This window comes from Micromonospora sp. IBHARD003 (assembly GCF_056106285.1).
Genome location: NZ_JBWBBX010000001.1, coordinates 7,763,348 through 7,778,176, shown reverse-complemented (window position 1 = coordinate 7,778,176; position 14,829 = coordinate 7,763,348). Strand labels below are relative to the sequence as shown.

The 14,829-nt window shown below is 70.2% G+C and carries 11 protein-coding genes; all 11 read right to left on the bottom strand.

The genetic code is table 11. The features are described 5' to 3' along the window. Positions 1-21 precede the first annotated feature (21 nt). Positions 22-1,254 (bottom strand): mannosyltransferase family protein, encoded by a 1,233-nt coding sequence (locus ACTWOL_RS33860; protein ID WP_474300705.1) that lies wholly within the window; start codon positions 1,252-1,254, stop codon positions 22-24. A gap of 253 nt (positions 1,255-1,507) precedes the next feature. After that, positions 1,508-2,722 (bottom strand): cytochrome P450, encoded by a 1,215-nt coding sequence (locus tag ACTWOL_RS33855; RefSeq protein WP_474300704.1) that lies wholly within the window; start codon positions 2,720-2,722, stop codon positions 1,508-1,510. A gap of 300 nt (positions 2,723-3,022) precedes the next feature. Then, positions 3,023-4,468, bottom strand: coding sequence for a glyceraldehyde-3-phosphate dehydrogenase (locus tag ACTWOL_RS33850; protein WP_474300703.1), 1,446 nt, complete (start codon positions 4,466-4,468; stop codon positions 3,023-3,025). A gap of 211 nt (positions 4,469-4,679) precedes the next feature. Beyond that, positions 4,680-5,480, bottom strand: coding sequence for a nitrilase-related carbon-nitrogen hydrolase (locus ACTWOL_RS33845; protein ID WP_474300702.1), 801 nt, complete (start codon positions 5,478-5,480; stop codon positions 4,680-4,682). A gap of 132 nt (positions 5,481-5,612) precedes the next feature. After that, positions 5,613-7,331: an acyl-CoA dehydrogenase family protein gene (locus tag ACTWOL_RS33840; protein ID WP_474300701.1), complete on the bottom strand. Its 1,719-nt coding sequence runs from the start codon at positions 7,329-7,331 to the stop codon at positions 5,613-5,615. Positions 7,332-7,403: 72 nt separating this feature from the next. Then, a complete protein-coding gene (locus ACTWOL_RS33835) occupies positions 7,404-7,982 on the bottom strand; it encodes a PadR family transcriptional regulator (RefSeq protein ID WP_474300700.1) in 579 nt (192 codons plus the stop codon). A gap of 117 nt (positions 7,983-8,099) precedes the next feature. Next, positions 8,100-8,693: a PspA-associated protein PspAB gene (pspAB, locus tag ACTWOL_RS33830; RefSeq protein ID WP_474300699.1), complete on the bottom strand. Its 594-nt coding sequence runs from the start codon at positions 8,691-8,693 to the stop codon at positions 8,100-8,102. Between the two features lie 57 nt (positions 8,694-8,750). Continuing rightward, positions 8,751-9,665: a zinc metalloprotease HtpX gene (htpX, locus tag ACTWOL_RS33825; protein WP_474300698.1), complete on the bottom strand. Its 915-nt coding sequence runs from the start codon at positions 9,663-9,665 to the stop codon at positions 8,751-8,753. Between the two features lie 192 nt (positions 9,666-9,857). Then, a complete protein-coding gene (locus ACTWOL_RS33820; RefSeq protein ID WP_474300697.1) occupies positions 9,858-11,399 on the bottom strand; it encodes a nucleobase:cation symporter-2 family protein in 1,542 nt (513 codons plus the stop codon). A 393-nt stretch (positions 11,400-11,792) separates the two neighbouring features. Continuing rightward, the gene (locus ACTWOL_RS33815) at positions 11,793-12,251 is read right to left on the bottom strand and encodes a GNAT family N-acetyltransferase (protein ID WP_474300696.1); all 459 of its coding nucleotides are present in this window, start codon (positions 12,249-12,251) and stop codon (positions 11,793-11,795) included. Between the two features lie 104 nt (positions 12,252-12,355). After that, positions 12,356-14,791, bottom strand: a complete 2,436-nt coding sequence (locus ACTWOL_RS33810; protein WP_474300695.1) for a SpoIIE family protein phosphatase — start codon at positions 14,789-14,791, stop codon at positions 12,356-12,358. Positions 14,792-14,829: the final 38 nt, after the last annotated feature.

Genomic DNA, 14,829 nt, shown 5'->3' with positions numbered 1-14,829 from the left:
TCGGCTTCCCGGTACCGGTCCTCAGATCGCGTACTTCCACACGGTCAGCATGTGGGCTCCGTACCAGGAGCCGAAAAGTACCGACACGGTGAGCACGACCGCCGCCTTACCGGTCCCGGCACGGGCCAGCGCACGGGCCGCCGGGATCAGGAAAACGATCGCGGGGACGAGCAACCGCAGCTTGGAGTGGTAGTAGTTGCTCTGCCCCAGCGTGAGCACGAGGATCGCCGCGCCCTGGACGAACAGCGGCGGCCACACCTTCTGCCGGGCGGCGAGCACCGTCGCGCCGATCGCCGCGAGGAGCAGGAACGCGGTGCTGAGCGGCACCCAGCCCTCGTCCTCCAGGAAGACGTGTCCGAGGAAGGACACGAAGGCGGCGCCGTTGTCCCATTCGGTCCCCCAGCCCGCGCTCTGGATCACGAACCAGCCGTCGAGGCGGCCCAGCCTGTCGCCGACCCACAGCAGATACACCGGTGTGCCCGTACAGGCCAGGACGACGGCGACGAACGGCCGCCATCCGGCACTGCGCCCCTCCTTCGCGCTCTGCCGTACGTGGAGGACGGCGGCGACCGCCACCGCGAGGGCGACGGCCGCGGCTGCGGGCCGGGTCAGCCCGGCGAGCAGGGCCGCCGTACCCGCCCAGATCCACGCACGGCGGTGTGCGGCCAGCAGCGCCGCCACCGCGAGCGCGAGGAACAGCGACTCGCTGTAGGCACTTCGGAGTATGACCGCCATCGGCTGGGCGCCCACGACCAGCACGACCGCGCACAGGGCGGTACGGCGTCCGTACAGCCGGACGAGCAGCGCGTGCAGGGCGTACAGCCCCGCCACCAGGACGAGTTGGGTGACGGCTATCGCCGCCGTACCGGCCTCGAGTCCGGTGAGGGCGCTCGTCGCCCGGACCAGCAAGGGGTGCAGCGGAAAGAACGCGAGATTGTTCCCCGTCAACTCGCCGTCCCGGTACGTGAATCCAGTGGGATAGCCGTCCTCGGCGATGGACACGTAGTGCCGGGCGTCCCACGAGAGCAGCAGGTCCCGCAGGCCCGAGCCGCCGGTGCCGCGCATCAGGGCGAGCAGTGTCAGCTGGACCAGCGTGGTCGACGCGTAGACGGCGGCGACCAGACCCGCATCGCGCGCGGCAGCTCTGCCGCGGCCCGTCCGGCAGCGGTCTCGGGGAGTGCCGGCCGACGACGGCGCGGCCCGGGGCGCCGGCAGCGGCGGGGCGGGCCACAGGGGGTCTTCGGCGTGTGGCACGCCGTCGCCGTACTGACGCCGCGACATGGCTCGGCGCGGGCTCATCTTGGTCAAAGGGGGCAACATCGGCTCCTGCGGGTTCGGTGCTGCCATGTCTACGCCCCGGAGCGGCCGACGGTTTACCCGGAGCGACGTAGATCACACCGCCCGGAGGGCGAGCCCTGCCGCCGGCAGGAGCCCTGGGCAGGACTCCCCCTCGGCCGGGGCGGACGGCTCGGTGAAGTCCGATGAACCGGACGTCACCGGGGACGGGTCAGGGCAGCACCCGGTCGAAGGCGATGGGCAGGTGCCGTGGTCCGCGCAGCACGGCGCTCTGGCGATACGGCGGGGGGTCCTCGAGCAGTCGTGCGTTGCCGAGCCTGCGGACCAGTTCGGTCAGCGCGATCTGCGCCTCCAGCCGGGCCAGCGGCGCACCGAAGCAGCTGTGGACGCCACTGCCGAAGCCGAGGTGCTCGATGTCCGGGCGGTCGGGATCGAACCGGTCCGGGTCCCGGAAGCGCTGCGGGTCCCTGTTCCCCGACGCCAGCACCAGCGCCACCACCGATCCCTCGGGGATCGTCACGTCCCCGATATGGATGTCCGTCAGCGCGCCCCGCCTCGGGATGATCTGCACCGGAGGCTCGAAGCGAAGCAGTTCCTCGACCAGCCGGGGCGCCAGTTCGGGCTCCCGGCGCAGCCGCTCCCACTGATCCGGCCGCCGCAGCAGGGTGAGCATCCCGTTGGTGATGAGGTTGACCGTGGTCTCGTGGCCGGCGATGAGCAGCAGGACGGCGGTGACCACCAGTTCCAGTCGGCTCAGGGGCCCGCCCTCCGCCGCGTGGTCCCCTGCCAGGCTGAACAGCATGCCGTCTTCGGACTTCCCGGCGCCCTTCTCGATCAGGTCGTTGATGTAGAAGGCGAGTTCCTTTCTGGTCTCGGCGCCTTCCTGGAGTCTGATGGCCGGATCCTCGCCAGGCCTCGGGTCGATGGCGGCGACGAGCTTGTCGGCCCAGGCCCGAAAGCGCGGTTCGTCCTCGTGCGGTACGCCGAGGAGCCGGCAGATGGCCGTCACCGGGAAGGGGTAGGAGAAGGTGTCGACGAGGTCGATCTCACCGCCCTCCTCGGGGAAGGCGCCGATCAGCCTCGCCACCGTGGCCTCGAGATCGCCCCGCATGTCCACGATGCGGCGGGGCGAGTTCGGCGGGCCGAACTGCCTCATGGCGAGCCGGCGGACGCGGTCGTGCTCGGGCGGGTCCATGCCGATGAAGCTCGGCGGGAACTTCCCTCCCCCGGCCGCCTCCTGGTCGGCGTGGGTGGAGGTGAGACGGGGGTCGTGGAGCAGGGCCAGGAGTTCGGGGTAGGTACTGACGGCGTAGGTGCCGTCGTCCTGCCTGGACACCGGCGTCTTGCGGAGCTCGGCGTACAGGGGATACGGATCGGCCCGACTCCCGTAGTCGAGGATCTGCCGCATCAGGGTCTCGTTGCCCATCTCGCCTCTCCTTCCACGCTGTCCGCGATCGCCGGCGCCCGGAGTCACCGGGCTCGTCCGGCATTCTGACCACGACCGTGGAGAAGGAAGGGCCGGTGTGCGCCGAACCGCACGCGAGGTCCCCTGACCGGCTCACAGGGATCCGGGCATCGCCGACGGGCCGCGCCGGCCATGGCTCCGCCCGGGGGCTGGCCCGTGGGCAGACGCAGTGGGGCGGTGACCGACACCCCTGAGGGATCGGTCACCGCCCCACTGCCGCCGCCCGTCCCCGGGACGGCCGATCGTCGTGCCGGCCCGGGATCAGCCCACCGGAACCGGGTACGTCGGGTACTCGACGCCCGAGACGTGCTGGACGACCCGGATGACCTGGCAGGAGTAGCCGAACTCGTTGTCGTACCAGAGGTAGAGGATCGCGCTGTCCCCGTCGACCTTGGTGGCACCGGCGTCGACGATCGAGGCGTGGCGCGAGCCGATGAAGTCGCTGGAGACCGCGTCCGGGGCGCTGATGAAGTCGATCTGGCGCTTCAGCGGCGAGGTCAGCGAGACCTTGCGGAGGTAGTCGAGGACCTCCTCGCGGGTGGCCTCGCGCCCGAGCCGCAGGCTGAGGATCGCGATCGAGACGTCCGGCACCGGGACACGGATCGAGCTGCCGGTGATCGGGGCCTTGAGGTCGGGCAGCGCCTTGGCGACCGCGGAGGCCGCACCGGTCTCGGTGATGACCATGTTGAGCGGCGCGGAGCGGCCGCGGCGGTCGGCCTTGTGGTAGTTGTCCAGCAGGTTCTGGTCGTTGGTGAACGAGTGGACGGTCTCCACGTGGCCGCGCAGCACGCCGTACTCGTCCGCCATCGCCTTCAGCGGCGGCACGATCGCGTTGGTGGTGCAGGAGGCGCAGGACAGGATCTGCTCGTCCGGCTTGATCATGTCGTGGTTGACGCCGTGCACGATGTTGGGGACGTCGCCCTTGCCCGGCGCGGTCAGGACGACCTTGTCGATGCCGGGGCGCAGGTGCTTCGACAGGCCCTCGCGGTCGCGCCACTTGCCGGTGTTGTCGATGAGGATGGCGTTCTTGATGCCGTACGCCGTGTAGTCGACCTCCGACGGGTCGCCCGCGTAGATCACCTTGATCTCGTTGCCGTTGGCGACGATGGTGCTGCTCGCCTCGTCAACGGTGATCGTGCCCTGGAACTGGCCGTGGATCGAGTCACGGCGCAGCAGCGAGGCGCGCTTGACGATGTCCTGCTCGCCGCCCTGGCGGACGACGATCGCGCGCAGCCGCAGGCCGTTGCCGGAGCCGGACTTCTCGATGAGCAGGCGGGCGACGAGGCGGCCGATACGGCCGAAGCCGTAGAGCACGACGTCGCGCGGCTCACTGCGCTCGATCTTGTTGGGGCCGGTGGCGCCCGCGACGGCCTCGGCGGTGAACTCCTCCACCGAGAGACCGCGGTCGTCCGTCTTGTACGTCGCGGCGAGCATGCCGATGTCGATCTGGGAAGGGCCGAGATCCAGCGTGGTCAGAGCCTGGAGGAACGGCATCGTCTCGGTGACCGTGAGCTCTTCACCGGCAATCTGCCGGGCGAACCGGTGGGTCTTGAGAATGCTGACCACCGACTTGTTCACCAGGGAGCGGCTGTGCAGCAGGACGGTGACGTCCCGCTCGCGGTGCAGCTTCCCGATGACCGGGATCATCGACTCCGCGATCTCCTCGCGGTTCTTCCAGTTTGTGAACGAGTCCTCGTTGACAGTCACAGATTTATCTTTCGAGCTAGGCGGTGCTCATATGCTAACCCCACGCCATTTTGATCATTCAGTCGGTACCCGCCTGACCGAAAAAGCTGACGACTTGTACACATAATTCCCGTTTTTCTCGCGCGGGACGGCCGGCCCTGGGTGGGCATCGCCCTTGCGGTCCCCGCGACCCGCCGTCCCCGGACCCCGGCGCGCACCGCCCCCCGGACCGTCAGAGGTGGGGCGCCGGTGCGGCGAAGCCGAGGACCCGGTCGCGCAGCACGGGGAGTTCGGAGCGGACCCGGGTGACCTCACCCATGGCGAACTCGGCCGTCACCACCTGCTCCGACTCCCCCGCCTCCGCCAGCACATCACCCCACGGATGCACGACCATGCTGTGACCTGCCTGGCGGACGCCGCCGTGCTCGCCGGCCGCGACGCAGACGAGTACGAAGGCCTGCTCCTCGACCGCCCTGGTCCTGGCGAGGAGTCCCAGATGCTCCAGTCGTCCCGCCGGCCAGGCGGCGGGCACGGCCAGCAGATCGGCCCCCGCGTCCAGGAGGGCCCGGAACAGCTCCGGGAAGCGCAGGTCGTAGCAGATGGCCAGACCGAGCGTGCCGAAGTCCGCGGGGACGGTGACGACGGCGTCGCCCCCGCCCATCAGCGCGGCCTCACCGGTGTCGAATCCATAGCGGTGGATCTTGCGGTAGTACCCGCGGAGGTCTCCGGCCCGGTCGAAGACCAGGGCGGTGTTGTACAGCGTGCCGTCGTCGCCCCGCTCCACGACGGATCCGGCGTGCAGCCACACTCCGGCCGCGCGGGCCGCCCCGGACATCAGCTGCGCGGTCGGCCCGTCCAGCGGCTCGGCGTCGCGCTCCCACGCGCCGTACGCCCACGCACCCGCCGTCCACAGTTCCGGCAGTACGACGAGGTCGTCGCCCGCCCGCTCGCGCACCATGCGGGCCGCCCGGGTGCGACGGTCCTCGGCGGTCTCCGTGGCGTCCACTCGGAGCTGGATGAGGGAGGTGCGCATCGGGGTCTCCTCTCGGGACCACGGCCGCACCACCGCGCGACCGCACCGCTCCCCCAAGATCCCAGCGTAACCCGCAAAGCGTCCGGGGGCCGGGTGGCCGCCGACGCCTCGGCGGCCACCCGGACGGCGCCGTTACGGCGCCATCTCGTACGCCCCGGACAGCGCCTCGACCCGCTCCCAGACACGCGCCGAACGGGCATCGTCGACCACGGGGCGGCGAACGGCGCCGAGCGCCCAGCGCTGCTGCTCCGCGGTGGCCGAGTCCTTGCCGTGCAGTTCGACCGCGTACGCCGAGAAGTCGCGGACCAGGACGGCGAACAGCTCGTCCAGCACGTCCTCGTCCAGCCCGGTGACACGGGCCTGCTCCAGGATCAGCTGTCCGTGCACCACCAGCGCGAAGAGCTGGCCGACCGCGAGCAGCAGATCCAGGTCACGGCTCTGCTCCTCGTCGGGCGCGGCGGTCGTGACGAACTCGCAGAGGGCATCGGCCTGCTCGCGGAAGCGGGCGACGTTCGGCACATGCGCGTACCCGTCGTAGGCGGGGCGCCAGTCGTGGAAGCGCACCGAACCGAGCCCGCGGGCCGGACCCTGGCGGAAGAGGAACTCGTCGTCGGCCGCGTCCAGCCGGGTCGGTACGGGCGCGTAGTCGGCGGGGTTCAGCAGGTGGTTGCGCATGAACTTGAGGATCAGCGCGAGGTTGACGTGGACCGTGCCCTCCAGCTTGGGCAGCCCCCGGATCTCGGAGGCGGCCTGCGCGAAGTAGGTGTCCTTCTCGAAGCCCTTGGCCGCGATGACGTCCCACATCAGGTCGATGACCTTCTCGCCCTCGGTCGTCACCTTCATCTTCGTCATCGGGTTGAAGAGCAGGTAGCGGCGGTCTTCGGGGCCCGCGGAACGGAAGTAGTCCACGGCCCGGTCGCTGAACAGCTTCATACCGACGAGGCGGACGTAGGCGTCGGCCAGTTCACGGCGCACATGCGGGAAGGCGGTCACCGGGCGGCCGTAGAGGATGCGGTTGTGCGCGTGGGTGACGGCCTCGTACATCGCGTGCTCACAGATGCCGATCGAGGCGGTGCAGAGGTTGAACTTGCCGACGTTGACGGTGTTCAGCGCGGCGTCGAAGGCGGCGCGGCCGCTGTGCAGGATGTCCTCGGGCGCGACCGGGTAGTTCTCGAGGCGGAACTCGCTGACGTACTTGGAGGAGTCGACGACGTTCTTCACCAGGTGGTACGCCGCGTGGCGGCTGTCGGCCGCGAAGAAGACGTAGCCGTCGGGCCCCTCGACGTCGGTGCGGCGGCCGAAGACGGAGACGAGCCCCGCGGCGTTGCCGTTGCCGATGTAGTACTTGGAACCGCCGGCCAGGAAGCCGCCGTTGCCGTCGGGCTCGAGCAGCATGTCGGTCGAGTAGATGTCGGCGCCGTGGGTCTTCTCCGACAGGCCGAAGGCGAACACCTCGCCCTGGGTGAGGAGTTCGGCCGCACGGGCACGGGCCGCGGCGTTGTCGCTCTGCCAGACGGGGCCGAGACCGAGGATGGTCACCTGCCAGGCGTACCAGTAGTCGAGCCCGTAGAAGCCGAAGATCTCGTTGAGGGCCGCGATCCGGGCGGTGTCCCACCGCTGGTCCGGGTTCCCCGCGTCGGAGGCCGGTGTGAGGAACGTTGCGAAGAGCCCCTCCTTGGCGGAGAAGTCGAGGAAGTCGGCGAGCCAGGCGCGGGAGCGGTAGTCCTCTATCAGCTTGCGCTTGCCGCGCTCCTCGAACCAGTCGACCGTGGCGCGCAGCAGCCTGCGGGTCTCGGGGTCGAAGTGCGCCGGGTCGTAGGTGCGGGGGTTGAACAGCAGCGGGTCGGCCATGGAGGTTCGCCTTCCGGGGTGTCGGGGGTGGTTGTGGAGTTGTGGGGAGCTGGTGGGGCCGGGGAAGCGGTGTCAGCCGGGCCGGTGCGAGGCACCGAGGCGGTGCAGGGTGGCGAGTACGTCGTCGAGCCAGGCGATCGTCATCCGTTCGTACGCGATGCCGCCGCGCAGCACGACGTGCTGCAGTTCGCGGCCCGCGTCGAGCGGCGCGGGGGCGCCGGGCCCGGTGAAGTCGCGTACCTCGCCGGAGAGATAGTGCGCGAGCCGGTCGCGGTGCGTCCGGCGGTGCCGCTCGACCTCGCGGATCAGTGCCGCGGGGTCGTCGAAGGCCGCGCCACGGATCTTCACGGCGAGGTCGTGCCGGACGCTCTCCGGTTCGATCGGCTCGTGCAGCCACCGGGAGAGTTCGGCGCGACCGGGTTCGGCGACCGAGTACTCCTTCTTGTCCGGCCTGCCCTGCTGCGGCACATCGCGGACGTCGAGCAGCCCGTCGCCCTCCATGCGCTTGAGGACGCGGTAGATCTGCTGATGGGTGGCGGTCCAGAAGTACCCGATGGACCGCTCGAACCGCCGGGCCAGCTCATAGCCCGAGCCTGGTTTCTCCAGCAGGGAGACGAGGATCGCGTGGTCGAGCGCCATGGCGACGATCATCTATGCAACTTGTTGCATAGACAAGAGGGCGGTGTCGTGATGAGACGGGGCTCACCTGATCCGGCGAGCCTGCGCCGCGGCCGCTGCGCGTGAGGCCGGCTGCCGTGATGGCGGCTCCTACCCGTCGAGCCCCGGCGCACCCCACACCGGGAACCAGCGGTCCAGGTCGGGCTCGATCCGCAGATCGTCCGCGAGCAGCGCCCTGACCTGAAGTTCCAGCGCGTTGTCCCGCTTCTCGTCCGCTCCGGGAAGCGGCGCGAAGGGGTAGAAGGAACCGCGCTTGTAGAGGTAGACCAGGGCGAGCACACGGCCCCCTGGGGCGTCGTGGAAGCCGGACACGGTGCACAGCAGCTGGGGGCCGAAGCCGGACCCCTCGAGCGCGGTGTTGACGGCATGCAGGTCGTTCACGAGCGAGACGATGTCGTCGGCGGGTCGGCGGGTGACGAGCCAGGTGTATCCGTACGCGTCCTGTTCGAATGCGACGGGCGCCCCGCCCCTGCCGCTGTCGGCGTCGAGCAGCTCCCGTACGTCCTCCCGGATCCTTGCGAAGGTGCCCCCCTCGACACCGGCGAAGCACACCGAACCGCTGCCGGTGGGTGTGAATCCGGCACCCGCCTGGAGGGTGATCGCGGCGGCGGGCAGACCGAAGAGCCGGTCGAGGTCCGGTCGTACCGGCTTGCTGCGGCCGAGGATGGCGTCAAGGAAGCCCATGGGCCACCTCTGCGTCCCGCCCGCCGTGCCGTCCGTGAGCGGTTCCCGGCGGTTGGCTCATGGCCGGTCCAGCTCCCGCGAGATCCTGCTCAGCTGGTCCAGGCGCTGCTCGAGCGTCGGATGCGAGGACAGCAGCCGGCTCAGGCTCGCCCCGGAGGGGAATGCGGGCGCGAACCAGAAGGCGTTGAACGGCTCCGCCTTCCGCAGGTCCCGCGTCGGGATCCTGGCCATGTCGCCGGTCACCTTCACGAGGGCGGAGGCAAGCGTCGAAGGCCGGCCTGTGAGCAGCGCCGCGGCGCGGTCGGCGGAGAGCTCGCGGTAGCGCGAGAGCAGCCGGGTCAGCAGAAAGCTGATCACATAGACCACCGCGCTGACCAGGGGGATCACCAGTACCGCGATGGCGGTGTTGGCATCGCGGCTGTTGCGGCTGAGCCCGCTGTAGAGCCAGACACGGATCATCACGCCCGACAGGACGCCGAGGAAGGAGGCGATGGTCATCACGGCGACATCGCGGTGGGCGACATGCGACAGCTCGTGGGCGAGGACGCCCTCCAGTTCGTCCGGCTCCAGGCGCCGCAGAAGCCCGGTGCTGGCGCAGATCAGAGCGGTCTTCTCATTGCGCCCCGTGGCGAAGGCGTTCGGGACGTCACTGTCGGCGATCGCCACGCGGGGCTTGGGCATGTCCGCGAGGGCGCAGACGCGATCCACCACCCCGTGCAGCTCGGGTGCCTCTTCGGGGGTGACCTCCCGGGCGCCCATGGCGTGGGCGGCGATCCGGTCGCTGAACCAGAACTGCGCGATGAACAGGCCGCCCGCGATCACGAGGACGATCACCCACGCGTCGCGCAGCAGGGCGAGCAGAACGCCGACGAAGACGACGTACAGCAGCCCGATGAGGAACATCGTCGTCACCATGCGGGTGGTGAGTCCCCGATCCGGTGCGTAGCGCGAACGAGGCCGGGTTCCTGGCATCTGATCACCCTCCGCTGGAGTGCTGCCGCCATGCCCCCTCTCCCTCCATGATGCTCCCCTCCTCGGTGTTTCCGGCATCAAGGGCGTGCCCCGGGACCCTTCCGCGGGCTCTTGATCTCGACCGCGGTCGAGGCCGGGAGCCCGGCGCGCAGATGAGCCCCGGCCGGACGGCCGGGGCTCATCTCACGAGGTCTACGACGTCGGGGCCGATTGCGTCGACCCGTCAGGTGCGACCGGGCTCCCGGGCACCCCCGCACCGTCACCGTCGGGCGCGGCCTCGGCCTCCATCGCGGCCGGAGCGGGAAGACTCTCGACCGGGTCGGTGCCGGACGCCGGGTCACCGGTCGAAGCAGCGGCCGGCTCCGGCCCGTTGTCGGCCTCCTTCGGGCCGAGCCCGCCCAGGACCAGGTTCAGCAGGACCGCGGTGGTCGCACCCAGCGTCACACCGCTGTTGAGCAACGAGGACAGGTCCGCGCTCATATGGTCCTTGAACAGCACCGGAACGGTGGACGGCAGCAGTGCCATGGCCAGTGAGACGCCCACCACCAAGGCGTTCTTCTCGTCCTTGAGGTCCGCCTTGGCCAGGGTCTGGATACCCGCGAGGGCGACCATCGCGAACATCACGGTCGCGGCGCCGCCCAGAACGGGGTGCGGCACCGAGGCGACCGCGGCGGCGGCCTTCGGCAGCAGCCCCAAGACGATCATGAAGACGCCGGCCGCAACGACCACGAAGCGGCTCTTCACCTTCGTCATCCGAACCAGGCCGACATTCTCGGCGAAGGCCACATAGGGGAACGAGTTGAGCACGCCGCCCAGGGCCGTCGCGGCACCGTCGGCCCTGAGGGCCCGGGCCACGGTCTCACCGTCGATCTTCTTGCCGACGATGTCCCCGATCGCGTACGTGTCCCCGGTGGTCTCGACCATGGTGATCACCATGACGATCAGCATCAGCAGGATGGGGAACCACTCGAACCGCGGAACGCCGAAGTGGAACGGCGTGGTGACGCCCAGCCAGTCCGCCTTGCCCACGTCGCCGAAGGTCGCGTCCCCGAGCAGATAGGCGACGGCCGTGCCGGCCACCAGCCCGAGCAGGATCGCGATGCTGGACAGGAACGGGCGGCCGAACTTCATGAGCGCCAGGATGAAGACGATCGTGCCGCCCGCGTAGGCGAAGTTCTTGGGATCGCCGAAGTGCGGGCTGCCCAGACCGCCTGCCGCGTCGTTCAGTCCCACCGGGATGAGGACCAGCCCGAGGACGGTGATCACCGTGCCGGTGACCACCGGCGGGAAGAGCCTCAGCACCGCCCTGAAGGCCCGGGCGGGGAGCCATGCGAAGGCGAAGGTGGCAAGGCCCGCGGTGATCACCGCGCCGTAGACGACCAGCAGTGCCGCCGTACCGCCGCCGGCCCCCAGGCCGATCGCGATCATCGGGGACACCGCCGTGAACGTCACCCCCTGGATCAGGGGCAGGCGCGAGCCGATCCGGCCGATACCGAAGGCCTGGATGATCGAGGCGATGCCGCAGGTGAACAGGTCCGCGTTGATCAGATAGACGAGCTCGTCACGGCTGAGGCCGAGGGCCCCGCCGACGATGATCGGGACGATCACGGCTCCGGCGTAGAACGCCAGGACATGCTGGAAGCCGTACAGCGCCAGTTTGGGGAGCGGGAGCACCTCGTCGACCGGGTGCTCGCTCTGCTTTCCGGACGCGGAAAGCGGGGCGACTCGTGCCATCTCCGCCTTGCCCTTCGAAAGGTAGGTATTGAGAGGAATCTCTGGTTATCCCTGGCGCGGCGACGCCGACGCACCCTGGTTTCAGCCAGTCGCATGGGGGGTCGAAGCCTCACGGGTTCGCCGTCCGGTCTTCGTCCTGTGTGGCGCATATCCAACGCCACACCGGGACTCGGCGAACATCGTAGGCTTCTCCGAAGATCAGGCGGCCCTGGGCAGCTTCGCCTGGCCGAACCTCCAAAGCGGGGTCGGTAAGGGGTGATTCAGGGCACCCTGCTCGACGTTCCGCACCGGGAGATCACGCACGCGCGGGGGCAGGAACCCGGCGAGGTCACCGGCCGGCACGGCACGGCCCAGTGCTTACGGGTACTTGACGGCTGCCGGTTCCACGGAGGTTCAGACCAGCGGACGTTCGTACACGAGAAAGCCCTCGTGCCTGGCCACCCGGTCGTAGAGGGCTCGCGCCGCGCTGTTGTCGGCGTGTGTCTGCCAGTAGAGCTTCTCCGCCCCCGCCTCGCGCGCCGCTGCGGCCGTCGCCTCGATCAGTGCCCTCCCCACTCCTCCGCCGCGGGCGGTGGGCGCAGTGAACAGGTCCTCCAGATAGCAGTAGGGACCTGCCGCCCAGGTCGAACGGTGCACGACGTAGTGGCAGATGCCGACCAGTTCACCGTCCGTCCATGCCCCCAGCGCGCCCATCGGCTCCGCGGGGTCGCCGAAGCGGGACCACGTCAGATCGGTGACCTCGGGCGGCAGGGAGTGTTCGTAGAAGTCCAGATAGGCCTGCCACAGCGGATCCCAGGCGGACCGGTCGCCATGGGCCAGGGGGCGGACGTCGAGGCCGGTGTGCGGCGGCATGGTTCCTCGCAGTTCGTCGGCGGCGGCTGTGCACAGCATGGCAGGGTGAGCCGGCGGGTACGCGCCCGCAGCGGGGCCGAGAGGACCGCCCGAGCGGACCGAGGTCATCCGCCGGAGCGGGGCAGCGCCTGCTCGGTCCAGATCGTCTTGCCCCAGTCGCTGTACCGGGTGCCCCACCGCAGCACGAGCTGGGCGACGATGAACAGTCCACGCCCGCCCTCGTCGTCGTCCGCGCTGTGTCGCAGATGGGGTGCGGTGTGCCCGGCGTCCGCGACCTCGCACACCAGGGTCCGGTCGAGGATGAGCCGCAGGTGCAGGGGACCCTCCGCGTGCCTGACCGCGTTGGTGACGAGTTCGCTGGCGATGAGTTCGGTGGGGAACACCAGCTCTTCGAGCTCCCAGGCGCGCAATCGTTCGGCGATCAGCTCACGGGCGCGGCCCGGGGCGACCGGCTCGGCCGGCAGGTTCCAGGTGGCGATCCTGCAGGTGTCGAGTTCACGGGTGCGCACCAGGAGGAGGGCGGTGTCGTCGGTGGTCGTGCCGCCCGGGAGCAGTTCGGAGATCGCGCGGTCGCACAGGTCCTCCAGGGAGTCCGTGCCCCCGCCTTCGCCGAGCACCCGGCCGAGGATCTCCAGCCCCTTGTCGATGTCACGGTCGCGCGCCTCGACCAGGCCGTCCGTGAAGAGGGCGATCAGGCTCCCCACGGGCAGCTCGAGTTCGAGGGACTCGAAGGGCAGCCCACCGAGTCCCAGAGGCGGCCCGGCCGGCAGATCCGGGAAGCCGACGCGTCCTCCGGGCTCCACGATGGCGGGCGGCAGATGCCCCGCGCGCGCCATCGTGCAGCGCCGCGACACCGGGTCGTAGACCGCGTAGAGGCAGGTGGCGCCCATGGCCACGTCGTCGTCCCCGGCGTGTGCGGCGCCGTCGTCGCCCGAGTCGGCGGCCGACTGTCCGACCAGGTCGTCCAGCCGTTTGAGGAGTTCCTCGGGCGGCAGGTCCGTGGGGGCGAGCGCGCGCACCGTGGTGCGCAGACGGCCCATGGTGGCGGCCGCGTGGAGACCGTGCCCCACGACGTCCCCGACCACGAGCCCGACGCGGGTGCCCGAGAGCGGGATGACGTCGAACCAGTCGCCCCCGACGCCGCTCAGATCGTCCGTCGGCAGATACCGATGGGCCACGTCGACGGCCGTGTTCGGCGGCAGGTGCCGTGGCAGCAGCTGGCGTTGGAGGGCCAGGGCCGCGGAGCGTTCCCGGGTGTAGCGGCGGGCGTTGTCGAGGGACACCGCGGCACGGGTGACCAGTTCGTCGGCGAGTGCGACCGCACCGCTGTCGAAGAGGTCCGTTCCGCGGCGGCGTACGAAGGTGACCAGTCCCAGGGCGCTGCCCCCGGCGCGCAGCGGCACGACCAGGGTGTCGTCATCGAGCACGAGCCCGCCCGAGGAGAGGCTGCGGTGCTGGGGTGAGCCCTTCGGATAGTCCACCGGGCTCGGCGGCCGGCTGCGGACCACCGCGGTGTCCATGGTGTCGCCGGCGGCCGCCGAGCGGGAGGCGGTGCGCATCAGTTCGATGCCCGCGGGGCCGGCGACATCCGGGACCTCGCCGTCCAGGACCGCAGGGGCGAGGTCGACTTCGACGAGGTCGGCGAACCCCGGTACCGCCACCGCGGCCAGTTCGTCGGCCGTGACGATGACGTCGAGCGTCGTACCCACCCGTCGGCCCGCCTCGACGAGCAGGTTCAGCTGCTGCTGGGCCCGGTAGCGGTCGGTGATGTCGAAGGCGTCCTCGCAGAGCCCGAACACCTGGCCGTCCGTGCCCTGCAGGCGGTAGTAGGAACAGGACCAGACGTGCTCCCTGCCGGGCTCGCTGGGCTGTTCTCCCTGGAAGTGCAGGTCGAGAACGGGTTCGCCGGTCTCCAGCACCTGGCGCATGACCGCGTCCAGCGAGTCCGGGTAGCCGGGGGTGACGAATCTTCCGATGGGATACAGCTCGTCGGCGAGTTCGCCCCGGGCCTCGTCGAGTGGCCGGCCGAGCTCTTCCTCGGAGATGGCGTTGCACCAGACGAGGCGGAGGTCGGTGTCGTATATGGCGAGACCCACGGGTGACTGCGTGGCCAGGCCCTGCAGCATCGACAGCTGGGACTCCCACTCCCGCAGCGGCGCGTGCTCGGCGGCCACGAGGATCCGTCGCGCCGCCCCGGTGCCGCAGAGGTGGCAGACCGCGGTGACGAGGTGCAGACGGTGACCGTCCCGGTGCACGGCGGCGCGTACGTGGCGCCGTGGGAGGGCCGGGATCTGCCCGTCGACGGCGCGTGCGTCCGATCGGGAGTCCGTGGCTGGAAGGAAGGTGGCGACGTGCCGGCCGATGATCTCGTCGGGTGGATAGCCGAGAAGGTCCTGCGCCGCGGGGCTCCAGCCGATCACCGTGTCCGCGGCGTCGAGTACGCAGGTGGCGGCCTTCGTGACGTCCAGCGGCCCACGGAAGTCGATGTCCCCGGTCGCCTTCCTCGCGTAGTTCATCACGCCCTCACCGGCCTGCTTCATCAGGTCCAGAGTCCGCCTGATACTGACCGTGCGCAACC

What these genes read in the sequence shown, in the direction of transcription:
- ACTWOL_RS33820 (WP_474300697.1), bottom strand. Translation starts at nt 11,399, where the DNA reads ATGGCACGAGTCGCCCCGCTTTCCGCGTCCGGAAAGCAGAGCGAGCAC.
- ACTWOL_RS33845 (WP_474300702.1), bottom strand. Translation starts at nt 5,480, where the DNA reads ATGCGCACCTCCCTCATCCAGCTCCGAGTGGACGCCACGGAGACCGCC.
- htpX (WP_474300698.1), bottom strand. Translation starts at nt 9,665, where the DNA reads ATGCCAGGAACCCGGCCTCGTTCGCGCTACGCACCGGATCGGGGACTC.
- ACTWOL_RS33840 (WP_474300701.1), bottom strand. Translation starts at nt 7,331, where the DNA reads ATGGCCGACCCGCTGCTGTTCAACCCCCGCACCTACGACCCGGCGCAC.
- pspAB (WP_474300699.1), bottom strand. Translation starts at nt 8,693, where the DNA reads ATGGGCTTCCTTGACGCCATCCTCGGCCGCAGCAAGCCGGTACGACCG.
- ACTWOL_RS33810 (WP_474300695.1), bottom strand. Translation starts at nt 14,791, where the DNA reads ATGAAGCAGGCCGGTGAGGGCGTGATGAACTACGCGAGGAAGGCGACC.
- ACTWOL_RS33815 (WP_474300696.1), bottom strand. Translation starts at nt 12,251, where the DNA reads ATGCCGCCGCACACCGGCCTCGACGTCCGCCCCCTGGCCCATGGCGAC.
- ACTWOL_RS33855 (WP_474300704.1), bottom strand. Translation starts at nt 2,722, where the DNA reads ATGGGCAACGAGACCCTGATGCGGCAGATCCTCGACTACGGGAGTCGG.
- ACTWOL_RS33835 (WP_474300700.1), bottom strand. Translation starts at nt 7,982, where the DNA reads ATGATCGTCGCCATGGCGCTCGACCACGCGATCCTCGTCTCCCTGCTG.